The 21,122-nt window shown below is 59.0% G+C and carries 22 protein-coding genes; 11 read left to right on the top strand and 11 right to left on the bottom strand.

The features are described from left to right. Positions 1 to 40 precede the first annotated feature (40 nt). The 5 genes from AC3WK5_RS24710 (at position 41) to tldD (ending at position 8,411) form a co-directional block, all read left to right on the top strand. Positions 41 to 658, top strand: coding sequence for a Maf family protein (locus tag AC3WK5_RS24710; RefSeq protein WP_103315768.1), 618 nt, complete (start codon positions 41 to 43; stop codon positions 656 to 658). A gap of 45 nt (positions 659 to 703) precedes the next feature. Next, positions 704 to 2,161 (top strand): ribonuclease G, encoded by a 1,458-nt coding sequence (rng, locus tag AC3WK5_RS24705; protein WP_054594003.1) that lies wholly within the window; start codon positions 704 to 706, stop codon positions 2,159 to 2,161. Positions 2,162 to 2,230: 69 nt separating this feature from the next. Next, positions 2,231 to 6,034: a YhdP family protein gene (locus AC3WK5_RS24700; RefSeq protein WP_103315767.1), complete on the top strand. Its 3,804-nt coding sequence runs from the start codon at positions 2,231 to 2,233 to the stop codon at positions 6,032 to 6,034. 69 nt (positions 6,035 to 6,103) lie between these two features. After that, complete coding sequence (locus AC3WK5_RS24695; RefSeq protein WP_103315766.1) at positions 6,104 to 6,964, top strand: carbon-nitrogen hydrolase family protein; 861 nt, start codon at positions 6,104 to 6,106, stop codon at positions 6,962 to 6,964. Between the two features lie 4 nt (positions 6,965 to 6,968). After that, the gene (gene tldD / locus AC3WK5_RS24690) at positions 6,969 to 8,411 is read left to right on the top strand and encodes a metalloprotease TldD (protein ID WP_019691887.1); all 1,443 of its coding nucleotides are present in this window, start codon (positions 6,969 to 6,971) and stop codon (positions 8,409 to 8,411) included. Positions 8,412 to 8,459: 48 nt separating this feature from the next. Here the strand turns inward: tldD and yjgA are convergent, their stop codons facing one another. Then, positions 8,460 to 8,984, bottom strand: a complete 525-nt coding sequence (gene yjgA / locus AC3WK5_RS24685) for a ribosome biogenesis factor YjgA (RefSeq protein WP_054593999.1) — start codon at positions 8,982 to 8,984, stop codon at positions 8,460 to 8,462. 108 nt (positions 8,985 to 9,092) lie between these two features. Here yjgA and pmbA point away from each other — a divergent pair, with 108 nt between their 5' ends. Further along, positions 9,093 to 10,439, top strand: a complete 1,347-nt coding sequence (gene pmbA / locus AC3WK5_RS24680; protein ID WP_054593998.1) for a metalloprotease PmbA — start codon at positions 9,093 to 9,095, stop codon at positions 10,437 to 10,439. A gap of 231 nt (positions 10,440 to 10,670) precedes the next feature. Here the strand turns inward: pmbA and AC3WK5_RS24675 are convergent, their stop codons facing one another. From AC3WK5_RS24675 to AC3WK5_RS24630, 10 genes are all read right to left on the bottom strand, one after another. Then, on the bottom strand, positions 10,671 to 10,943 hold the full coding sequence (locus tag AC3WK5_RS24675; RefSeq protein ID WP_054593997.1) for an HPr family phosphocarrier protein: 273 nt from the start codon (positions 10,941 to 10,943) through the stop codon (positions 10,671 to 10,673). Positions 10,944 to 10,958: 15 nt separating this feature from the next. Beyond that, positions 10,959 to 11,816 (bottom strand): RNase adapter RapZ, encoded by an 858-nt coding sequence (rapZ, locus tag AC3WK5_RS24670; RefSeq protein ID WP_054593996.1) that lies wholly within the window; start codon positions 11,814 to 11,816, stop codon positions 10,959 to 10,961. Positions 11,817 to 11,818: 2 nt separating this feature from the next. Next, positions 11,819 to 12,283, bottom strand: coding sequence for a PTS IIA-like nitrogen regulatory protein PtsN (ptsN, locus tag AC3WK5_RS24665; RefSeq protein ID WP_054593995.1), 465 nt, complete (start codon positions 12,281 to 12,283; stop codon positions 11,819 to 11,821). A 12-nt stretch (positions 12,284 to 12,295) separates the two neighbouring features. Beyond that, positions 12,296 to 12,604, bottom strand: coding sequence for a ribosome hibernation-promoting factor, HPF/YfiA family (gene hpf / locus AC3WK5_RS24660; RefSeq protein ID WP_054593994.1), 309 nt, complete (start codon positions 12,602 to 12,604; stop codon positions 12,296 to 12,298). A gap of 109 nt (positions 12,605 to 12,713) precedes the next feature. Beyond that, positions 12,714 to 14,207, bottom strand: a complete 1,494-nt coding sequence (locus AC3WK5_RS24655) for an RNA polymerase factor sigma-54 (RefSeq protein WP_103315765.1) — start codon at positions 14,205 to 14,207, stop codon at positions 12,714 to 12,716. 181 nt (positions 14,208 to 14,388) lie between these two features. Then, positions 14,389 to 15,114 (bottom strand): LPS export ABC transporter ATP-binding protein, encoded by a 726-nt coding sequence (gene lptB, locus AC3WK5_RS24650; RefSeq protein WP_019691895.1) that lies wholly within the window; start codon positions 15,112 to 15,114, stop codon positions 14,389 to 14,391. Next, complete coding sequence (gene lptA / locus AC3WK5_RS24645) at positions 15,114 to 15,659, bottom strand: lipopolysaccharide transport periplasmic protein LptA (RefSeq protein WP_019691896.1); 546 nt, start codon at positions 15,657 to 15,659, stop codon at positions 15,114 to 15,116. Before lptA ends, lptB begins: the two co-directional genes overlap by 1 nt. Continuing rightward, a complete protein-coding gene (gene lptC, locus AC3WK5_RS24640) occupies positions 15,646 to 16,218 on the bottom strand; it encodes an LPS export ABC transporter periplasmic protein LptC (protein WP_103315763.1) in 573 nt (190 codons plus the stop codon). Before lptC ends, lptA begins: the two co-directional genes overlap by 14 nt. A gap of 7 nt (positions 16,219 to 16,225) precedes the next feature. Beyond that, the gene (locus tag AC3WK5_RS24635) at positions 16,226 to 16,750 is read right to left on the bottom strand and encodes a KdsC family phosphatase (RefSeq protein WP_054593991.1); all 525 of its coding nucleotides are present in this window, start codon (positions 16,748 to 16,750) and stop codon (positions 16,226 to 16,228) included. Next, positions 16,750 to 17,724: a KpsF/GutQ family sugar-phosphate isomerase gene (locus AC3WK5_RS24630; protein ID WP_054593990.1), complete on the bottom strand. Its 975-nt coding sequence runs from the start codon at positions 17,722 to 17,724 to the stop codon at positions 16,750 to 16,752. The genes AC3WK5_RS24635 and AC3WK5_RS24630 overlap by 1 nt, the downstream gene beginning before the upstream one ends. Positions 17,725 to 18,000: 276 nt before the next feature. Between AC3WK5_RS24630 and AC3WK5_RS24625 the strand changes: the two genes are divergently transcribed. The 5 genes from AC3WK5_RS24625 to AC3WK5_RS24605 are packed head-to-tail and all read left to right on the top strand — an operon-like array spanning position 18,001 to position 21,047. Continuing rightward, positions 18,001 to 18,810, top strand: coding sequence for an ATP-binding cassette domain-containing protein (locus AC3WK5_RS24625; RefSeq protein WP_054593989.1), 810 nt, complete (start codon positions 18,001 to 18,003; stop codon positions 18,808 to 18,810). Next, entirely contained in the window at positions 18,810 to 19,607 is a 798-nt protein-coding gene (gene mlaE, locus AC3WK5_RS24620) for a lipid asymmetry maintenance ABC transporter permease subunit MlaE (protein WP_054593988.1), read from the top strand. The genes AC3WK5_RS24625 and mlaE overlap by 1 nt, the downstream gene beginning before the upstream one ends. Further along, a complete protein-coding gene (gene mlaD, locus AC3WK5_RS24615) occupies positions 19,607 to 20,074 on the top strand; it encodes an outer membrane lipid asymmetry maintenance protein MlaD (RefSeq protein ID WP_054593987.1) in 468 nt (155 codons plus the stop codon). The genes mlaE and mlaD overlap by 1 nt, the downstream gene beginning before the upstream one ends. A gap of 11 nt (positions 20,075 to 20,085) precedes the next feature. Beyond that, on the top strand, positions 20,086 to 20,745 hold the full coding sequence (locus tag AC3WK5_RS24610; RefSeq protein WP_054593986.1) for an MlaC/ttg2D family ABC transporter substrate-binding protein: 660 nt from the start codon (positions 20,086 to 20,088) through the stop codon (positions 20,743 to 20,745). Then, positions 20,742 to 21,047 carry an STAS domain-containing protein gene (locus tag AC3WK5_RS24605; RefSeq protein WP_103315762.1) on the top strand — a complete coding sequence of 102 codons (306 nt, stop codon included), beginning with the start codon at positions 20,742 to 20,744 and terminating at the stop codon, positions 21,045 to 21,047. Before AC3WK5_RS24610 ends, AC3WK5_RS24605 begins: the two co-directional genes overlap by 4 nt. The last annotated feature ends 75 nt before the right edge of the window (positions 21,048 to 21,122 follow it).

The raw sequence follows: 21,122 nt of genomic DNA, 5'->3' as shown, positions 1-21,122 counted from the left end.
GGTCAGGCATTAGCCCGCACCTCGACAGGGAGATGTCTTGATGAATCCGCTATTCCTCGCCTCAGGCTCGCCGCGTCGGCGTGAACTGCTCACGCAGATCGGCGTGCCGTTCACCGCCGTCAGCGCGGACATCGATGAAACCCCTCTGACTAACGAGTCCCCGGCGGCCTATGTCGAGCGTCTGGCGCGCGCCAAGGCCGAGGCCGGTCATGCGTTGCTGGCGCTCAACCAGCCGGGTGCGCCCGTTTGTGTGTTGGGTGCCGATACGGCTGTGGTGCTCGATGGGCAGATACTTGGCAAACCGCTCGACGAGGCCGAAGGGCTGAGCATGTTGATGAGCCTGTCGGGGCGTGAACATGAAGTGCTGACCGCCATCGCCGTGCTTGATGGCCAGTATTGCGAATCACGCGTGGTGCGTAGTCTGGTGCGTTTTCGCTTCATCAGTCATAAAGAGGCAGCGGCCTACTGGGCCAGCGGCGAGCCACAGGACAAGGCTGGCGGCTATGGCATTCAGGGCCTTGGTGCAGTGTTTGTCGCGGCACTCAACGGCAGTTATTCCGCCGTGGTTGGCCTGCCGCTGTGCGAAACCGCGGAACTGCTCGGCCATTTCGGCATACCCTGTTGGCAAAACCTTGTCGCGCGCCAAGCGCCGTACTGATTTGATGCGGCCATAATCGTGAATATGCCTGAACGAGACCCTGCCATGAGTGAAGAGATTCTGATCAACATCACGCCGATGGAGTCGCGCGTGGCGGTGGTCGAAAACGGTGTCCTGCAAGAGGTTCATGTCGAGCGCACCCAGCGTCGCGGGATTGTCGGCAACATTTATAAAGGCAAGGTCGTTCGCGTTCTGCCAGGCATGCAGGCGGCATTCGTCGATATCGGTCTGGACCGGGCAGCCTTTATCCACGCCTCGGAAATCTCCCTGCGTGAAGGCCCAGCGGTGGAAAGCATCAGCGCACTGGTGCATGAAGGCCAGAGCCTGGTGGTGCAGGTCACCAAGGATCCGATCGGCTCCAAGGGCGCGCGCCTGACGACCCAATTGTCGATTCCCTCGCGCTATCTGGTGTACATGCCGCGCACGGCTCATGTCGGTATTTCGCTGAAAATCGAGGATGAAACCGAGCGCGAACGCCTCAAGCAAGTGGTCACCGATTGTGTCGCGAAGGAAGGCATCAAGGAGGCCGGCGGTTTTATTCTGCGCACCGCGGCTGAAGGCGCCGGTGCCGATGAGATCCTGATGGACATTCGCTACCTGCGCCGCCTCTGGGATCAAATTGGCACGCAGATCAAGACAGTCAGCGCGCCGAACGTAATCTACGAAGACCTCGGCCTGGCCCTGCGGACCTTGCGCGATCTGGTCAGCCCGAAAATCGAGAAAATTCGTATCGACTCGCGGGAAACCTTCCAGAAAACCACCCAATTCGTTGCCGAGCTGATGCCGGAGATCGCCGACCGCCTGGAGCATTACCCGGGCGAGCGACCGATTTTCGATCTGTATGGTGTCGAGGATGAAATTCAAAAGGCCCTTGAGCGCAAAGTGCCGCTCAAGTCCGGCGGCTATCTGGTGGTCGACCCGGCAGAAGCCATGAGCACCATCGATGTGAACACCGGCGCTTTCGTCGGGCACCGCAATCTTGAAGAAACCATCTTCAAAACCAATCTGGAAGCGGCCACCGCGATTGCCCGGCAACTGCGCCTGCGCAATCTGGGCGGGATCATCATCATCGACTTCATCGACATGGAAGATGAGGAGCATCAGCGCCAGGTGCTGCGTACGCTTGAGAAACAGCTGGAGCGCGATCACGCCAAGACCAACATCATCGGCATCACCGAGTTGGGCCTGGTGCAGATGACGCGCAAGCGTACGCGCGAAAGTCTTGAGCAAGTGCTCTGCGAACCGTGCAGCAGTTGCCAGGGCCGTGGCAAGCTCAAGACCCCGGAAACCGTGTGTTATGAAATCTTCCGGGAGATCCTGCGTGAAGCTCGCGCCTATCAGGCTGAAGGCTATCGTGTACTGGCTAACCAGAAAGTGGTTGATCGGTTGCTTGACGAAGAGTCGGGTAATGTCGCGGAACTTGAAGGTTTTATCGGGCGAACCATTCGTTTTCAGGTAGAAACCATGTACTCCCAGGAACAATACGACGTGGTGCTGCTCTGATCCGCTGTGTTTCATTACTAACGGCCGGCCTCAGCTTGCTGCACGATTTCGCCATGGGAGCCAACTGACATGGATCGTCTGATCCGCATCTTGACCACGTTGACCCGCTGGGGGCTGGGGCTTTGCGCATTATTGCTGGTGCTGGCGGCGCTTTACAGCAGCCTCGGTCGTGAGTTCATTCCGTTGGTGGCCGAGTATCGCGCGGATGTCGAAGCCAAGGCTCGAGAAGCGCTGGGCATGCCGTTGCACATTGGCAGCCTGGAAGGCCGCTGGAGTGGCATGGCGCCAATTTTGCTGGCACATGACGTGGTGGTCGGCGAGGGTGCCAATGCCTTGCACCTGGATCAGGTGCGGGTGGTGCCGAATGTCTGGGCCAGCTTGCTGGCGCGTGCGGTGCGGATCGGACACCTGGAACTCAACGGCCTGAAGATCAGCCTCAAGCAGGGCCCGCAGGGGCAATGGGCGCTCGAAGGCTTGCCGGTGCAGGAGAATCAGCCGCTGGACCCCGAGCAACTGCTCAACCGCATGCAGATGGTGGAGCAATTGTCGGTGCTCGACAGCCAGATCACCTTGCTGCCGATCGACCACGTGCCGCTGACCCTGACCTATGTCGGCCTGAATCTTAAAACCGGTATCAGCCAGCAGCGCCTCGATGCCCGGTTGACCTTGCCTGACGGCCAGCCGCTGGCCATGAGCCTGAGCAGCCGGACTCAAGCCAGCCAGTGGAAAGAGGCAGAAATCGATGCCTACCTGAGCTTGCCGCAGAGTGATTGGTCGAAATGGCTGCCCGAGAGTCTGACCGGGAAATGGAATTTTTCCGAGATCAAGGCCGGTGGCGAGCTTTGGGTTAACTGGAGCAAGGGAGCCCTGCAGCGTGCTGCGATTCGTCTCAATGCACCGCAACTCAACGGTGCCTACGCCGAACGCAAGCCGATCCAGATCAACAATCTGGCGCTCAACGGGTATTTCCAGCGCAATACCGAAGGTTTCCAGGTGTCGTTCGATTCCCTGGCCATGACCCTGGAGGACATCCGCTGGGAAACCCGTCTGCAACTTCAGCAGACCGCGACCACTGAAACGACCTCCGAGCTCTGGCACCTGCAAGCCGACCGCTTCGACCTCACCCCGATCACTCCGTTGCTGAATGCCCTGGGACCACTGCCCAAGGACTTTGCCACGGTGGTCGAGCGGCTGAAGGTCACCGGTGCGTTGCGCAACGTGCTGATCGATGTCCGGCCCGAGGCGACCGATGACAGCAAATTCAGTTTTGCTGCCAATCTGGAGCGTGTCGGGTTTGATGCTTATCACGGTGCTCCGGCGGCGCGTAACGTTTCCGGGAGCATCAGCGGTGACCTCGGCAAGGGTGAGCTGCGCATGGACAGCAAGGATTTTTCCCTGCACCTGGACCCGATCTTTGCCAAGCCATGGCAGTACATCCAGGCGAATGCCCGGCTGACCTGGAAACTCGATCAACAAGGTTTCACCCTGATTGCGCCGTACCTGAAGGTGTTGGGCGAAGAGGGCAAGATTGCCGGCGATTTCCTGATTCGCCTGCATTTCGATCACACCCAGGAAGACTATATGGACCTGCGGGTCGGTCTGCTGGAAGGTGATGGACGCTACACCGCCAAGTACCTGCCCACGGTCTTGAGCCCCGCGCTGGATGAATGGTTGCGCACGGCGATTCTCAAAGGCGCGGTGGATGAAGGTTTCTTCCAGTACCAGGGTTCGCTGAACCACGATGCGGTCGCCGCGGCGCGCAGCATCAGCCTGTTTTTCAAAGTGCATGACGCCGAGCTGGCCTTCCAGCCGGGTTGGCCGCATGTCGGCAAGGTCAGCGGCGATGTGTTCATCGAGGACAGTGGGGTGCGCATTCTGGCCAGCAAGGGCCAGTTGCTCGACACTCAGGTTCACGATATTTACGTCAACATCCCCCATGCGCCTGCCGGACAGAACCCGCACCTGTTCCTCGATGGCACTTTCGACGGTGGTCTGGGCGATGGCCTGAAGATTCTGCAGGACGCACCGATCGGTACCGGTTCGACCTTCGCCGGTTGGCAGGGCGAGGGTGAATTGCAGGGCAGCCTGAAACTGGATATCCCCTTGGCCAAGGGCGAAGAGCCGAAGATTGTGGTCGACTTCAAAACCGCCAAGTCGCGTCTGAAATTGACTGATCCTGTGCTGGAGCTGACGCAGCTCAAAGGTGATTTCCGTTTTGACAGTGCCAAGGGGCTCAGTGGCCAGAACATTACGGCACAGGCCTTTGAACGACCGATCAGTGCACAGATCTATGCCGATGGCAGCCCTGGCAAGTTCAACACCCGGGTCACTGCCAGCGGCCAGGTGGCGGTGAAAAAACTCACCGATTGGCTCAACGTCACTCAGCCGTTGCCGGTTTCCGGGACGATCCCTTATCAGTTGCAGCTCAACCTCGACGGCCCCGACAGCCGATTGATGGTCAGTTCCAGCCTCAAGGGCGTAGTCGTCGACTTGCCGGCACCGTTCGGCATGCCCGCCGCGCAAGGCCGCGACACGGTGTTCCGCATGACCCTGCAAGGGCCGGAACGGCGTTACTGGCTCGACTATGGTGATCTGGCGGACTTCACTTACGCGGCGCCCAGCGGCAATTTTGCCGATGGCCGTGGCGAGTTGTTCCTGGGTAACGGCAACGCACTGTTGCCGGGCGATAAAGGTCTGCGTATACGGGGCGTGCTGTCGGAGCTGGATGTCGAACCGTGGAAAGCCCTGATTGATCGATACGCCGGGAAGGATCCGGGCGGCAACGCCAAGCAATTGCTCAGTGGCGCAGACTTCAAGGTCGACAAGCTCACGGGGTTTGGTACCACGCTGGATCAGGCCCGCCTGCAACTGGATCGCAAGCCGACAGCCTGGGCATTGCAACTCGATAGCCAGCAGGCCAAAGGCACTGTCGGGATTCCCGACGCCAAGTCCGCGCCGATTGCGATCAACCTGCAATATGTGCGTTTGCCGGCGCCTGATCCGAAAGTGCAGGCCGACGAGAATGCACCGGACCCGCTGGCGTCGGTCGACCCAACGAAAATTCCTGCACTGGATATCAGTATTGACCAGTTGTTTCAGGGCCCGGACCTGGTAGGTGCCTGGTCGTTGAAGGTCCGCCCGATCGTCAAGGGCATTGCCTTCAATAGCATGAATCTGGGCCTCAAAGGCATACAGTTGCAGGGCGCAGGTGGCTGGGAAGGTGTGCCGGGATCCACCAGCAGTTGGTACAAGGGACGCATTGAGGGCAAGAACCTCGGTGACGTGCTCAAGGGCTGGGGGTTCGCACCGACAGTGACCAGCGAAGAGTTCCATATGGACATCGACGGCCGTTGGCCTGGCTCGCCGGCCTGGGTCGGACCCAAGCGTTACTCCGGTAGCCTGGATGCGACGCTGCGCAAAGGTCAGTTCGTCGAAGTCGAAGGTGGCGCGCAGGCGTTGCGGGTGTTTGGCCTGCTCAACTTCAACTCGATCGGCCGTCGCTTGCGCCTGGACTTCTCCGACCTGTTCGGTAAAGGCCTGAGTTATGACCGGGTCAAGGGCCTGCTGGTGGCCAGCAACGGTGTTTACGTCACTCGTGAGCCGATCATCATGACTGGCCCGTCGAGCAACCTGGAACTCAACGGCACGCTGGACCTGGTGGGTGACAGGGTCGATGCGAACCTGTTGGTGACCTTGCCATTGACCAACAACCTGCCGATTGCTGCGCTGATCGTCGGTGCGCCTGCGGTAGGCGGTGCACTGTTTCTGATCGACAAGTTGATCGGTGATCGCGTAGCGCGCTTTGCCAGCGTCAAATACACCATTAAAGGCCCGTGGAAAGAGCCGAAAATCTCTTACGACAAACCTTTTTGAGGTCTTTTTTGAAAAGCCACGGTTCGTCCTATGGAGTAGCATGGCCGCATACCTGATACGGAGTGCACCATGTCTCTTGCGGTGATTCAAATGGTCAGCCAGAGCGATGTGCCGGCCAACCTGATCCAGGCTCGGCATCTGCTCGAGCAAGCTGCAGCGGGCGGTGCGCGACTGGCGGTGTTGCCGGAAAACTTTGCGGCCATGGGCCGTCGCGACATCGCCGACATCGGTCGCGCCGAAGCCTTGGGCGACGGCCCGATCCTGCCCTGGTTGAAACAGACCGCTCGCGACCTCAAGTTATGGATAGTGGCCGGCACCTTGCCCTTGCCGCCGGTGGATCAACCGCTGGCGAAGTCCAATGCCTGCTCGTTACTGATCGATGAGCACGGTGACACGGTGGCGCGCTACGACAAGCTGCATTTGTTCGATGTCGATGTGGCGGACAATCGCGGACGCTACCGTGAATCCGATGACTATGCTCATGGCGGTAAGGTGGTGGTTGCCGATACGCCGGTCGGTCGGGTTGGCCTGACAGTTTGCTACGACTTGCGCTTTCCGGAGCTGTACAGCGAATTGCGCGCCGCCGGGGCAGAACTGATTACTGCACCGTCAGCGTTTACGGCGGTGACGGGCGCGGCTCATTGGGAAGTGTTGATTCGCGCGCGGGCCATCGAAACCCAGTGTTACGTGCTGGCCGCTGCCCAGGGTGGCACTCATCCGGGACCGCGTGAAACCTTTGGCCATGCAGCGATTGTTGACCCGTGGGGGCGCGTGCTGGCGGAACAGGATCAAGGCGAGGCCGTGCTGCTGGCCGAACGCGATAGCAGCGAACAGGCGTCCATCCGGGCGCGGATGCCGGTGTCCAGTCACCGGCGCTTTTTCTCGCAGGGCGCACAGCGACCTGCCTCAGAACGTGGAATTAAGGCGTAAACCTATGAGCGAGTTGTTGTCCTCAGTCAGTGAACATCTGTTAGCGCCTGGCGGCGTGACGATCGAGAACCTGCAAAGCGTGTTGGGTGACCTGGCCGGCCCGGGCATCGATGCGGCCGACCTGTATTTCCAGGGACAGATCTCCGAGTCCTGGGCGCTTGAAGACGGTATCGTCAAGGAAGGCAGCTTCAACCTCGATCAGGGTGTCGGCGTGCGTGCGCAATCGGGTGAAAAAACCGGCTTTGCCTACAGCAATGCGATCACCCTGGAAGCCCTGGGTCTGGCTGCCCGTGCTGCGCGTTCGATCTCCCGTGCCGGGCAAAACGGTACGGTTCAGGCGTTCAGTACCCAGGACGTTGCCCGTTTGTACGGCCCTGATAACCCGTTGGAAGTAATGACTCGCGCCGAGAAAGTCGAGCTGCTCAAGCGTATCGACGTGGCCACTCGCGCGCTCGATCCGCGTATCCAGCAAGTCACCGTGAGCATGGCCGGGGTCTGGGAGCGGATTCTGGTGGCCTCCACCGACGGTGGTCTGGCGGCGGATGTACGACCGCTGGTGCGCTTCAATGTCAGTGTGATCGTCGAGCAGAACGGTCGCCGCGAACGCGGTGGTCATGGCGGTGGCGGGCGTACCGACTACCGCTATTTCCTCGCTGAAGACCGTGCCATGAGCTACGCCCGTGAGGCATTGCGCCAGGCGCTGGTGAACCTCGAAGCCATTCCGGCGCCGGCGGGCACCTTGCCGGTGGTTCTGGGTTCGGGCTGGTCCGGCGTGTTGCTGCACGAAGCGGTCGGTCATGGTCTGGAAGGTGACTTCAACCGCAAAGGCAGTTCGGCCTACAGCGGCCGCATGGGTGAAATGGTTGCGTCCAAACTCTGCACCATCGTCGATGACGGCACACTGGCCGGTCGCCGTGGATCGCTGAGTATCGATGACGAAGGCACCCCGACTGAATGCACCACACTGATCGAAAACGGCGTGCTCAAGGGCTACATGCAGGACAAGCTCAATGCTCGCCTGATGGGCTTGGCGCGCACCGGCAACGGTCGCCGCGAATCTTACGCGCACCTGCCGATGCCGCGCATGACCAACACGTACATGCTCGGCGGCGAAAGCGATCCGGCAGAAATCATTGCTTCGGTGAAGAAGGGTATCTACTGCGCCAACCTGGGCGGTGGTCAGGTCGACATCACCAGCGGCAAGTTCGTGTTCTCCACCAGCGAGGCGTACCTGATCGAGGACGGCAAGATTACTGCGCCGGTCAAAGGCGCAACATTGATCGGTAACGGTCCGGAAGCCATGAGCCGGGTGTCGATGGTCGGTAACGATCTGGCGCTGGACAGCGGGGTAGGGACGTGTGGCAAGGATGGTCAGTCGGTGCCGGTGGGTGTCGGTCAGCCAACCTTGAAAATCGACGCGATTACCGTGGGTGGCACGGGCGCGTAAGGGATGGAGCCTGGGGTGCGCGGCATGGCCGAACACCCCGGTCGAAGACTAACGCAAACCGCGTTGAGTCTCGTCCAGCTCACGGATGTACTTGAAGATTTTTCGGCTGGAGGCAGGAGGCTTGCTTTGGGCGAGCTCGTGCTGGGCCTGACGGATCATGGAGCGCAGTTGCTGGCGATCCGCGTCCGGGTAGTCGACGACGAACTTTTCCAGTACGGCATCGTCGCCAGCGATCAAGCGATCGCGCCAGCGTTCCAGACCGTGGAAACGTTCGTTGTACTGGCGAGTGGAGGCATCGAGTTGGTCAAGCAGCACCAAAATGGCGCTGGTGTCCTGATCGCGCATCAGCTTGCCGATGAACTGCAGGTGCCGTTTACGCGCGATGTTCGCGGTGTGCTTGGGCGCATCGGCCAGGGCCCGGCGCAAAGCGTCGGTCAACGGCAGTTTTGCCAGCAAGTCAGGCTTGAGTGTTGTAAGGCGCTCGCCAAGGTCAACCAGAGCATGCAGCTCGCGTTTGACCTGGGATTTGCTTTTTTCTCCCCCGTCGAGGGAGTCGTCGTAAGAATCAACCATGGTGGCAGTCCGCAAAGAAACGCCGCCATGATAACCAGTCGGGGGCCGCTTGTCCGGCCCGGTCGCTCGATGACCTTAACCGAAAGCAGAATTTGAGTGGAGAACAGCATGAGTGCAGTTGAAAGCGTCGGCCCACAAGCGTTGCCGGCACTGCAAGAGCAAGTCGAGCAGATCATCGCCGAAGCCAGGCGCCAGGGCGCCAGCGCCTGCGAAGTGGCTGTGTCTCTGGAGCAAGGCCTGTCGACCACGGTGCGTCAGCGGGAAGTTGAAACCGTTGAGTTCAACCGTGACCAGGGTTTTGGCATTACCTTGTATGTTGGCCAGCGCAAAGGCTCGGCCAGCACCTCGGCCAGTGGCCCGGAGGCCATTCGCGAAACCGTCGCCGCGGCCTTGGCCATCGCCAAGCACACCTCCGAAGACGAACACTCGGGCCTGGCCGACGCCGCGCTGATGGCCAAGGACTTGCCGGACTTCGACCTGTTCCATGAATGGGACATCACCCCTGAGCAAGCGATCGAGCGGGCGCTGGCCTGTGAAGCGGCGGCATTCGCCACCGACAGCCGGATCAAGAACGCCGATGGCACCACCTTGAGCACTCACCAGGGCTGCCGCGTCTATGGCAACAGCCATGGCTTTATCGGTGGTTATGCGTCGACGCGTCACAGCCTGAGTTGCGTGATGATCGCCGAAGCTGACGGTCAGATGCAGCGCGATTACTGGTATGACGTTAATCGCCAGGGCAATCTGCTGGCCGATCCGCTGAGCATCGGTCAACGTGCGGCGCAACGTGCAGCCAGCCGCTTGGGTGCACGTCCGGTACCGACCTGCGAAGTGCCGGTGCTGTTTTCCGCGGAACTGGCGGGTGGTTTGTTCGGCAGTTTCCTCGGCGCAATTTCGGGCGGCAATCTGTACCGCAAGTCGTCGTTCCTTGAAGGTGCACTGGGCCAGAAACTGTTCCCTGAATGGCTGACTATCGATGAGCGTCCGCATCTGATGCGCGCCTTGGGCAGTTCGGCATTCGATGGCGATGGTCTGGCGACGTACGCCAAACCGTTCGTCGAGAAGGGCGAGTTGGTGTCTTATGTGCTCGGTACGTATTCTGGACGCAAACTTGGCATGCCAAGCACCGCCAACGCCGGTGGCGTGCACAATCTGTTCGTTACCCATGGCGATGAGGACCAGGCGGCGTTGTTACGGCGCATGGGGCGTGGCTTGCTGGTGACCGAATTGATGGGACAGGGTTTGAACATGGTCACCGGTGACTACTCTCGCGGCGCGGCGGGTTTCTGGGTCGAGAACGGTGAAATCCAGTTCGCGGTCCAGGAAGTGACTATTGCCGGCAACATGCGCGATATGTTCAAGCAGATCATTGCCGTGGGTAATGACCTGGAACTGCGCAGCAACATTCGCACCGGTTCAGTGTTGATCGAGCGGATGACGGTAGCGGGCAGCTAAGCGCTACCGCGATACAAAAAAAGCGCGCCACCCAATGGGTGGCGCGCTTTTTTATTGCCTGAAGCAAACCCTGTGGTGAGGGGGCTTGCTCCCGTTGGGGTGCGGAGCGGCCCTAAAGCCAGCCGCCGCGAGTATTCAGGTGGAATGCGATTGTTGGATTACGACCGCTTCGCGATCGAGCGGGAGCAAGCTCCCTCGCCACACAAGCTCGCTCGCCAAAAGGTTGTGTGTTTACTCGCCTTCGTCGAAGTAGTTGTTGATCAGCGCCACCAATGCGTCCATCGCTTCCTGCTCCTGCTCACCTTCAGTGCTCAGGTGGATCTTGGTGCCTTTGCCAGCCGCGAGCATCATCATGGCCATGATGCTTTTGCCGTCGACCATGGATTGCGGGGTGCGTCCGGCTCTGATCTGGCAGGGAAACTGACCCGCGACGCCAACGAATTTGGCGGAAGCACGGGCATGCAGACCCAGTTTGTTGATGATTTCAATTTCCAGAGCAGGCATCGCGGTGTGAATCCTTTAGCTAAGGTCGCGGTGGCGAACCTGGACGTTCTTCAGGGATTGTTGCAGGACCTGACCCAGGCGTTCGGTCAGGTAGACGGAGCGATGATGCCCGCCGGTGCAGCCAATGGCGATGGTGACGTAAGCGCGGTTGCTGGCGGCAAAGCGCGGTAGCCATTTGAGCAGGTAAGTGGAGATGTCCTGGAACATCTCTTCGACATCCGGTTGAGCTGCCAGGTACTCGGCAACCGGCTGGTCCAGCCCGGACTGACCGCGCAGTTCCGGCTTCCAGTATGGGTTCGGCAAGCAACGTACGTCGAACACCAGATCGGCATCCACCGGCATGCCCCGCTTGAAGCCGAAGGATTCCACCAGAAACGCAGTGCCCGGCTCTGGCTGGTTCAAGAGGCGCAACTTGATGGTATCGCGCAACTGATACAGGTTCAGATTGGTGGTGTTGACCTTGAGGTCCGCCAGGTCGGCAATCGGCCCCAGCAGATTGGTTTCGTCATCGATGGCTTCGGCCAGCGAGCGGTTGGCGCTGCTCAGCGGGTGGCGGCGACGGGTTTCCGAGAAACGCTTGAGCAAGGTTTCTTCGTCGGCGTCCAGGTACAGCACATCGCATTGAATGTGCCGGCTGCGCACTTCTTCCAGGAGTTCCGGGAAGCGTGACAGGTGGCTCGGCAGGTTGCGCGCATCGATGGAAACCGCAACCAGCGGTTGCGCCAGTTCGGTGTGAATCAGTGCGCGCTCGGCCAGTTCCGGTAACAGGCCGGCCGGCAGGTTGTCGATGCAGTAGTAACCGTTGTCCTCCAGTACATCGAGGGCGGTACTTTTACCTGAGCCAGAACGGCCGCTGACGATGATCAAGCGCATGATTAGTGACCGTTCTGCTCGTCGAGGACAACCTGATACAAGGCTTCATTACTTTTTGCGCTGCGCAGGCGATCACGGACTTCTTTACGATCAAGCATGCTGGCGATCTGGCGCAGCAGTTCCAGGTGCGCATCGGTAGCGGCTTGCGGGACCAGCAGAACGAATAGCAGGTCGACCGGAGCGCCGTCGATGGCGTCGAAATCTATAGGAGCGTCCAGGTGCATCAAGGCACTGATGGGCGACTCGCAACCTTTGAGGCGGCAGTGGGGGATGGCGATGCCGTTGCCAAAACCGGTGGAGCCGAGTTTTTCACGGGCGACCAGACTCTCGAAGACATCCTGCATGGCCAGACCCGGCACTTCGCGGGCGATCAGGTTGGCAATTTGTTCGAGGGCTTTCTTTTTACTGCCGCCCGGCACGTTCACCAAAGAACGGCCGGGGGTCAGGATGTTTTCAAGTCGGATCATGGGTTGGGAGTGTTAACGACCGGTCGCGCCCTGGAGGAGGCTCTGGGTCTTTTCCTTATGCTTTTTGAGTTGTTTATCCAGCTTGTCGGTCAGGGCGTCGATCGCGGCATACATGTCGTTATGCTCAGCGTTGGCGACCACTTCTCCACCGGGGATATGCAGCGTGGCTTCGATTTTCTGCAGCAGCTTCTCGACGGTCAACGTGACCTGCACATTGGTGATCTTGTCGAAATGCCTTTCTAATCGGTCGAGCTTTTCGCCGATGTAGATGCGCAGGGGTTCGGTCACTTCCAGTTGGTGTCCACTGATGTTGACTTGCATACAGCTTCTCCTTCGTTGCCAGTGCATAAGGCGGCAGGCTGGCTTGCCTGCCACTAGAGCGTGTCCGAAAAGCTTTCGAACACACCCTGGAACGCTATGGCGTAGCCCGTCACATCAACCGCTTGCGTTCGCTCGAAGGCGCGATCCCCAGGGACTCGCGGTACTTGGCGACGGTGCGGCGGGCCACCTGAATGCCTTGTGCCTCCAGTAAACCAGCGATCTTGCTGTCACTCAACGGCTTTTTCTGATTTTCCGCTGCAACCAGTTTTTTGATGATCGCGCGGATCGCTGTGGACGAGCATTCGCCGCCTTCAGAGGTGCTGACATGGCTGGAGAAAAAGTATTTCAGTTCATAAATACCGCGTGGGGTATGCATGAATTTTTGCGTGGTCACCCGTGAAATCGTCGACTCGTGCATGCCGACCGCTTCAGCGATGTCATGCAGGACCAAAGGCTTCATGGCCTCATCGCCGTACTCAAGGAAGCCGCGCTGGTGCTCGACGATCTGGGTAGCGACTTTCATCAGGGTTTCGTTGCGGCTTTGCAGGCTCTTGATGAACCAGCGCGCTTCCTGCAACTGATTGCGCATGAAGGTGTTGTCGGCGCTGGTGTCGGCGCGGCGGACAAAGCCGGCGTACTGCGGGTTGACGCGCAGGCGCGGAACCGACTCCTGGTTCAACTCCACCAGCCAGCGCTCGTTGTCTTTGCGCACGATGACGTCGGGAACGACGTACTCGGCTTCACTGGACTCGATTTGCGAGCCTGGACGCGGATTCAGGCTTTGCACCAGTTCGATGACCTGGCGTAGCTCATCTTCCTTGAGCTTCATGCGGCGCATCAGTTGGCTGTAGTCGCGGCTGCCCAGCAGGTCGATGTAATCGATGACGAGGCGCTTGGCCTCAGCCAGCCAAGGGGTCTTGGCGGGCAATTGACGCAGTTGCAGCGACAGGCATTCGCTGAGGTTGCGTGCGCCGATACCGGCCGGCTCGAATTGCTGGATGCGATGCAGGACGGCTTCGATCTCGTCGAGCTCGATGTCCAGTTCCGGATCGAAGGCTTCGAGGATTTCCTCGAGGGTTTCGTCCAGGTAGCCCTGATTGTTGATGCAATCGATCAGGGTCACCGCGATCAGTCGATCGGTGTCGGACATCGGCGCCAGGTTCAATTGCCAGAGCAGATGACTCTGCAGGCTTTCGCCGGCGGAAGTGCGAGTGGTGAAGTCCCATTCGTCGTCATCGTTGCTCGGCAGGCTGCTGGCGCTGGTCTGGTAAACGTCTTCCCAGGCGGTGTCGACCGGCAGTTCGTTAGGGATGCGCTCATTCCAGTCGCCTTCCTCGAGGTTATCTACCGTCGGCGCGGTTTCCTGGTAGGAGGGTTCCTGGATGTCGGTGTTGGGTTTCTGCTCGATATTGTCCGCCATCGGGTCGGCGTTATCGAAGTCGTCGCCTTCTTCCTGGCGTTCGAGCATTGGATTGGACTCCAGTGCCTCCTGGATTTCCTGTTGCAGGTCCAGGGTCGACAATTGGAGCAGGCGGATGGCCTGTTGCAGCTGCGGTGTCATCGTCAGCTGCTGGCCCATTCTCAAGACTAGCGATGGTTTCATGGCAGGGGCTTAACACCTTATTCGCCGGCGCACATGCGCCATCCACTACAGGGCGCCGGAGCGCCAAACATAAGCAAATTATATGCCTGAAACTGAAGTGTTTGCCTAGAGCGCTGTAACAATAAATACGTATAGTTTTATTGGGGCAAGCGCTCCGGCGACTGACCAGACACCTCAGTGCTTACAGGCGGAACTCATGGCCCAGATACACTTCCTTGACCAGGTCGTTGGCCAGGATGGTTTCGGCGTCGCCTTCGGCGATCAATTGACCGTCGTTGACGATGTAGGCGGTTTCGCAGATGTCCAGGGTTTCACGAACGTTGTGGTCCGTGATCAGCACGCCGATACCCTTGGCTTTGAGGTGATGAATGATCTGCTTGATGTCGCCCACCGAAATCGGGTCCACGCCGGCGAAAGGTTCGTCGAGCAGGATGAATTTCGGTGCCGTGGCCAGGGCGCGAGCGATTTCCACACGGCGACGTTCGCCACCGGAAAGGCTCATGCCGAGGTTGTCGCGGATGTGGTTGATGTGGAATTCCTGCAACAGGCTTTCCAGCTCTTTACGACGACCGGCCTTGTCGAGTTCCTTGCGGGTCTCGAGGATGGCCATGATGTTGTCGGCGACCGAAAGTTTGCGGAAGATCGACGCTTCTTGTGGCAGATAGCCGATACCCGCTCGTGCACGACCGTGCATTGGCTGGTGGCTGACGTCCAGGTCGTCGATCAGTACGCGACCCTGATCGGCCTGGACCAGGCCCACGATCATGTAGAAGCAGGTCGTCTTGCCGGCACCGTTCGGGCCAAGCAGGCCGACGATCTGGCCGCTGTCGATCGACAGGCTGACGTCACGCACGACCTGGCGGCTCTTGTAGCTCTTGGCCAGATGCTGGGCTTTCAGAGTTGCCATTACTGGGCCTTCTGCTCGTCGGTTTTCTTTTTCGGCTGGATAACCATATCGACCCGTGGGCGCGGCGCGGTGACCGAGGCACCGGTAGCGCGGCCTGCGTTAGCAACCTGCTTGACGGTGTCGTAGACGATTTTCTCGCCTTCGGTGGTGTTGCCTTCGTTGATCACCTTGGCGCGGTCGATCAGTACGATGCGGTTTTGCGCGGCATGGTACTGGATAGTCACCCCGTAGCCCTGGACGGGTTTCGTGTCGGTCGGCTTTTGCAACTGCTCGAAATACGCCAGGTTGCCCACCGAAGTCACGACATCGATGTCGCCGGCCTTGGTGCGGGTGATGGTCACGGTGTTGCCTTTGATGATCATCGAGCCCTGGGTAATGATCACGTCACCTTTGTAGGTGGCCACGCCATTCTTGTCGTCCAGCTGAGCATCGTCAGCCTGAATGCGAATGGGTTGCTGGCTATCGTTCGGCAGAGCCCAGGCGCTCACGCTTCCCAGTGCTGCGCCCAGACTGAGCAAAATAGGGAGAGTTTTAACGAGCCTCATACTGTCCTCTTACGTTCGATAGCAGGTGTATCCTGCTGTCTTTCAAATACGCTTTCATTCCGTTACCAGTCGATACACCACCAGCGCCGTCGATTCTAACGGCTTGCTGGGTCTGCGCATATTGCTGTTGCGGGAATACCGTCATACGACTACTGGTAATCAGCATCGGGCGGTTCTGCTCGTCCGTGCGTGCGATACGTACCGAGTCGATCAATTCAACTTCAGTGCCGCCTGAATTGACCTCGCCACGCTTGCTCTGGATGTGCCAGGGGTACGCGGTGCCCCGATACATGTTCAGGTCGGGGTTGGTCAGCAGGGTGATGTCGGTTGCTTTGACGTGCTCGACCTTGTCGGATGTCAGGTCATATTGCAATTTGCCATCGGGCAGGTACTGCACGCTGTGGGCGTTGATGGCGTAGTAGTCGATCTGGCTCTCGTCGACGTGCGCTACCGGCTTGTCGAGAAAGCGTTCCGGGCTGATGTTCCAGTAGCCAACGGCCGCGAGCAACGCGGCAATGACCCCGAAAAACACTATGTTGCGAATTTTCTTGCTCAGCATAAGTGGCTCACAGGTACGCGGCATTAGCCGCTTCAAGGTTGCCCTGGGCACGCAGGATCAGCTCACAGAACTCGCGAGCGGCACCTTCGCCGCCACGGGCCTGAGTGATGCCGTGAGCGTTTTCGCGGACGAAGCTGGCGGCGTTGGCCACTGCCATGCCCAGGCCAACACGGCGAATCACCGGCAGATCCGGCAGGTCGTCGCCCAGGTAGGCAACCTGTTCATAGCTTAGGCCCAGTTGCGCCAGAAGCTCGTCGAGCACTACCAGTTTGTCCTCGCGGCCCTGATACAGATGAGGAATACCAAGGTTTTTGGCGCGCCGCTCGACCACCGGGGTCTTGCGTCCGCTGATGATGGCGGTCGTCACGCCGGAGGCCATCAGCATTTTGATGCCCTGGCCGTCGAGCGTGTTGAAGGTCTTGAATTCGCTGCCGTCTTCGAGAAAGTACAGGCGGCCGTCGGTCAGCACGCCATCGACGTCGAAGACCGCGAGCTTGATGTTTTTGCCGCGTTGCAGCAGGTCCGTGCTCATTACATTACTCCCGCGCGCAGCAAGTCGTGCATGTTCAAGGCGCCCACTGGACGGTCCTCGTTGTCGACCACCACCAGTGCGTTGATTTTGTGGTCTTCCATGATTTTCAGGGCTTCGGCGGCGAGCATCTCGGCGCGTGCGGTCTTGCCATGCGGGGTCATGACGTCGTCAATGGTGGCTTGATGGATGTCGATGGTCCGGTCCAGAGTGCGACGCAGGTCGCCGTCGGTGAAAATGCCGGCGAGTTTGCCGTCAGCTTCCAGTACCACGGTCATGCCCAGGCCCTTGCGGGTCATTTCCATCAGCGCGTCTTTGAGTGGTGTGCCGCGTACTACTTGCGGCAGCTCCTGGCCGGCATGCATGACGTTTTCGACTTTCAGCAACAAACGGCGACCCAGAGCGCCGCCCGGGTGTGAGAACGCGAAATCTTCGGCAGTGAAGCCGCGGGCTTCCAGCAAGGCAACGGCCAGTGCATCACCCATTACCAGCGCTGCCGTGGTGGAGGAGGTCGGTGCCAGGTTCAGCGGGCACGCTTCGTGCTCGACATGAACATTGAGGTTCACCTCGGCAGCCTTGGCCAGCGGCGAATCAGGATTGCCGGTCAGGCTGATCAGTTTGATGCCCAGACGCTTGATCAGCGGCAGCAGCGTGACGATTTCGTTGGTGGAGCCGGAGTTCGACAGCGCGAGGATGATGTCATCGCGAGTGATCATGCCCATGTCGCCGTGACTGGCTTCGGCGGGGTGTACGAAAAAAGCCGTGGTGCCGGTGCTGGCGAGGGTGGCGGCAATCTTGTTGCCGATGTGCCCGGATTTGCCCATGCCGACCACGACCACGCGGCCTTTGCTGGCCAGAATCATCTCGCAAGCGCGTACGAAATCTGCGTCGATGTGGGCCAGCAAGCCTTCTACGGCTTCAAGCTCGAGGCGGATGGTGCGTTGTGCTGATTGAATCAGGTCGCTGGATTGGCTCATGTCAGAAATCGTATAGCCTGAGAAAAGGCGGCGATTATAGCGGTAATGAGCAAATCCCTCACGTTAGTTCGTCGTGCTTTATTCAGGCGACCCCCGCAAACGCTGAAACTTGTGTCTATTTGCCTGTCTTGATGCTGAACACCGCGGGCTTCGGCCTTGGGCGCTTTGCATTAGCGGTGATATAGTTCGTCGCCAGTTCGGCCTGCCCAGGATGTTGTGTGCTCTCGGCAGGGAGCCCGGCGTCCGAGTGAGAGGCTTGCATCGCAAGGAGTTTAGATGAGTGCCGATAACGCCTACGCGGTCGAGCTGAAGGGAGTGTCCTTCAAGCGCGGCGCGCGCAGCATTTTCAATAATGTCGATATTCGCATTCCGCGCGGTAAGGTCACCGGCATCATGGGACCTTCCGGTTGCGGAAAAACCACGCTGCTGCGCCTGATGGGCGCACAGTTGCGCCCTTCAAGTGGCGAAGTGTGGGTCAACGGGCAAAATTTGCCCACGCTGTCTCGTAGCGACCTGTTCGATGCGCGCAAGCATATGGGCGTGCTGTTTCAGAGCGGCGCGCTGTTCACGGACCTCGATGTTTTCGAAAACATTGCCTTTCCGCTGCGTGTTCATACCAAACTTCCGGATGAAATGATCCGTGACATCGTCCTGCTCAAATTGCAGGCGGTGGGGTTGCGCGGTGCTATCGACCTGATGCCCGATGAGTTGTCCGGCGGCATGAAGCGCCGTGTCGCGCTGGCACGGGCGATTGCCCTCGATCCGCAAATTCTGATGTACGACGAGCCTTTTGTCGGTCAGGACCCAATCGCCATGGGCGTTCTGGTGCGCCTGATCCGTCTGCTTAACGACGCCTTGGGCATCACCAGCATCGTGGTTTCCCATGATCTGGCCGAAACCGCGAGTATTGCCGACTACCTGTATGTTGTAGGCGATGGGCAGGTGTTGGGGCAGGGGACTCCCGATGAACTGATGAACTCCGATAATCCGCGGATTCACCAATTCATGAAGGGCGATCCAGACGGGCCGGTACCGTTCCACTTTCCAGCGACGGATTACCGCGCAGATCTTCTGGGGAAGCGCTGATGCGCAAGATTTCACTAATAGAGAGAGTTCGTCGATTCGGCCAGGCCGGCATCGACAGCGTCGCGGTGCTCGGCCGTTCATCACTGTTCCTGTTTCACGCCCTGCTGGGGCGTGGTGGCGTCAGCGGCGGATTTGGCTTGCTGGTCAAGCAGTTGCACTCGGTCGGCGTGATGTCCCTGGTGATCATCGTGGTCTCCGGGATATTCATCGGGATGGTGCTGGCGCTGCAAGGCTTCAACATTTTGTCCAGCTACGGTTCGGAGCAGGCGGTCGGGCAGATGGTTGCGCTGACGCTGTTGCGTGAGCTGGGGCCGGTGGTGACCGCATTGCTGTTCGCCGGGCGTGCCGGTTCTGCGTTGACCGCCGAGATCGGCAACATGAAGTCCACCGAGCAGTTGTCCAGTCTGGAAATGATTGGCGTCGACCCGCTCAAGTACATCATTGCCCCCCGTCTGTGGGCCGGCTTCATTTCCCTACCAGTGCTGGCGATGATTTTCAGTGTGGTCGGTATCTGGGGCGGCTCCTGGGTGGCTGTCGACTGGTTGGGTGTGTATGAGGGCTCCTACTGGTCGAACATGCAAAACAGCGTGACGTTCGACGGTGACGTATTCAATGGCATCATTAAAAGCATTGTCTTTGCCTTTGTCGTGACCTGGATCGCCGTATTTCAAGGCTATGACTGTGAGCCCACTTCGGAAGGGATCAGTCGTGCCACCACCAAAACCGTGGTGTATGCCTCATTGGCCATCCTCGGCCTGGACTTTATTTTGACTGCCTTGATGTTTGGAGATTTCTGATGCAAAACCGCACCCTGGAAATCGGTGTCGGCCTTTTCTTGCTGGCTGGCATCCTGGCTTTAGTGTTGCTTGCCCTGCGGGTCAGTGGACTGTCCCCTGTTTCGAGCACCGACAGCTATAAACTTTATGCGTACTTCGACAATATCGCCGGTTTGACGGTCAGATCAAAAGTGACCATGGCCGGTGTGACCATCGGCAAGGTCACGGCAATCGATCTGGATCGCGACAGCTTCACCGGACGAGTGACCATGCAGCTGGAAAAGCGGGTAGATAATCTACCGACCGACTCCACTGCATCTATCCTCACCGCTGGCCTGTTGGGTGAGAAATACATCGGTATCAGCGTGGGCGGGGAACAGGCCCTGCTCAAGGATGGCGGGACCATCCATGACACGCAGTCGTCGCTGGTGCTCGAAGACCTGATCGGTAAATTCCTGCTCAATACCGTTAGCAAAGACGCCAAATAAGGAGTTTTTTCATGATCTCAACCTTGCGACGTGGCCTGTTGGTATTACTGGCGGTCTTGCCGTTCATGGGTAACGCCGTGGCTGCGCAGTCCGCGCACGATATCGTGCAGGACACCACCAATCGGTTGCTCGCCGATCTGTCGGCCAATAAAGCGAAGTACAAGCAGGATCCGAACGGTTTCTACGATGCCTTGAACACCATCGTCGGGCCCGTGGTGGATGCCGAGGGCATCTCCAAGAGCATCATGACGGTCAAGTACTCGCGCAATGCCACACCTGCGCAAATGAAAACCTTTGAAGATAACTTCAAGCGCGGGCTCTTCCAGTTCTATGGCAATGCTTTGCTTGAGTACAACAATCAGGGCATTACCGTTGATGCGGCCAAGGATGAATCGGGAGACCGTACCAGCGTTGGCATGACGGTCAAAGGCAGCAACGGCGCGATCTATCCTGTGTCCTACACACTCGAAAAGATCAATGGCGAGTGGAAGCTGCGTAACGTGATCATCAACGGCATCAACATTGGCAAGCTGTTCCGTGATCAGTTCAGCGACGCGATGCAGCGCAATGGCAATAACCTGGACGCGACCATCAATGGTTGGGCCGGTGAAGTCGCCAAAGCCAAGGAAAAGACCGACGCAGAAACGACTCAGAAGAAGCCCGCCCAATGAGTGAGCCGGCTGTCAGCATGGGCGAGGCCGGTGAGCTGATGCTCAGCGGCGTACTCGATTACCGTACCGGGCCGGCCCTGCGCAAGCAGGGCCAGGCCTTGATCAAGTCGAGCACGGCGTCAGCCCTGGTAGTTGATTGCTCGGGTGTGCAAAAGTCCAGCAGCGTCGGTTTGTCGTTGTTGCTGTGTTTCATGCGTGACGCGCAAGCGGCGGGCAAGGCGCTGAGCATCCGTGCCTTGCCTGACGACATGCGTGAAATCGCTCAGGTCAGCGAATTGACCGAGCTGTTGGCACACCCCTAACTATCATCTATAAAGAAGCCCCCCGTCAGAGTCCTGCTATGCGGGGTTCGCAGGCGCGGGGCTTTTTTGTATGAT

It is taken from the genome of Pseudomonas sp. FW306-02-D09B (genome assembly GCF_058782685.1).
The sequence above is the reverse complement of the archived record's forward strand: the minus strand, read 5'-3'. Positions and strand labels throughout refer to the sequence as shown.

Excerpts from the sequence above, each read along its gene's own strand:
- mlaD (WP_054593987.1), top strand. The coding sequence starts at position 19,607 with ATGCAAAACCGCACCCTGGAAATCGGTGTCGGCCTTTTCTTGCTGGCT.
- AC3WK5_RS24630 (WP_054593990.1), bottom strand. The coding sequence starts at position 17,724 with ATGAGCCAATCCAGCGACCTGATTCAATCAGCACAACGCACCATCCGC.
- AC3WK5_RS24605 (WP_103315762.1), top strand. The coding sequence starts at position 20,742 with ATGAGTGAGCCGGCTGTCAGCATGGGCGAGGCCGGTGAGCTGATGCTC.
- tldD (WP_019691887.1), top strand. The coding sequence starts at position 6,969 with ATGAGCGAGTTGTTGTCCTCAGTCAGTGAACATCTGTTAGCGCCTGGC.
- AC3WK5_RS24675 (WP_054593997.1), bottom strand. The coding sequence starts at position 10,943 with ATGCCTGCTCTGGAAATTGAAATCATCAACAAACTGGGTCTGCATGCC.
- AC3WK5_RS24710 (WP_103315768.1), top strand. The coding sequence starts at position 41 with ATGAATCCGCTATTCCTCGCCTCAGGCTCGCCGCGTCGGCGTGAACTG.
- AC3WK5_RS24625 (WP_054593989.1), top strand. The coding sequence starts at position 18,001 with ATGAGTGCCGATAACGCCTACGCGGTCGAGCTGAAGGGAGTGTCCTTC.
- lptC (WP_103315763.1), bottom strand. The coding sequence starts at position 16,218 with ATGCTGAGCAAGAAAATTCGCAACATAGTGTTTTTCGGGGTCATTGCC.
- yjgA (WP_054593999.1), bottom strand. The coding sequence starts at position 8,984 with ATGGTTGATTCTTACGACGACTCCCTCGACGGGGGAGAAAAAAGCAAA.
- AC3WK5_RS24610 (WP_054593986.1), top strand. The coding sequence starts at position 20,086 with ATGATCTCAACCTTGCGACGTGGCCTGTTGGTATTACTGGCGGTCTTG.
- ptsN (WP_054593995.1), bottom strand. The coding sequence starts at position 12,283 with ATGATCCGACTTGAAAACATCCTGACCCCCGGCCGTTCTTTGGTGAAC.
- AC3WK5_RS24635 (WP_054593991.1), bottom strand. The coding sequence starts at position 16,750 with ATGAGCACGGACCTGCTGCAACGCGGCAAAAACATCAAGCTCGCGGTC.
- AC3WK5_RS24655 (WP_103315765.1), bottom strand. The coding sequence starts at position 14,207 with ATGAAACCATCGCTAGTCTTGAGAATGGGCCAGCAGCTGACGATGACA.
- rng (WP_054594003.1), top strand. The coding sequence starts at position 704 with ATGAGTGAAGAGATTCTGATCAACATCACGCCGATGGAGTCGCGCGTG.
- lptB (WP_019691895.1), bottom strand. The coding sequence starts at position 15,114 with ATGGCAACTCTGAAAGCCCAGCATCTGGCCAAGAGCTACAAGAGCCGC.
- pmbA (WP_054593998.1), top strand. The coding sequence starts at position 9,093 with ATGAGTGCAGTTGAAAGCGTCGGCCCACAAGCGTTGCCGGCACTGCAA.
- AC3WK5_RS24695 (WP_103315766.1), top strand. The coding sequence starts at position 6,104 with ATGTCTCTTGCGGTGATTCAAATGGTCAGCCAGAGCGATGTGCCGGCC.
- AC3WK5_RS24700 (WP_103315767.1), top strand. The coding sequence starts at position 2,231 with ATGGATCGTCTGATCCGCATCTTGACCACGTTGACCCGCTGGGGGCTG.
- rapZ (WP_054593996.1), bottom strand. The coding sequence starts at position 11,816 with ATGCGCTTGATCATCGTCAGCGGCCGTTCTGGCTCAGGTAAAAGTACC.
- lptA (WP_019691896.1), bottom strand. The coding sequence starts at position 15,659 with ATGAGGCTCGTTAAAACTCTCCCTATTTTGCTCAGTCTGGGCGCAGCA.
- mlaE (WP_054593988.1), top strand. The coding sequence starts at position 18,810 with ATGCGCAAGATTTCACTAATAGAGAGAGTTCGTCGATTCGGCCAGGCC.
- hpf (WP_054593994.1), bottom strand. The coding sequence starts at position 12,604 with ATGCAAGTCAACATCAGTGGACACCAACTGGAAGTGACCGAACCCCTG.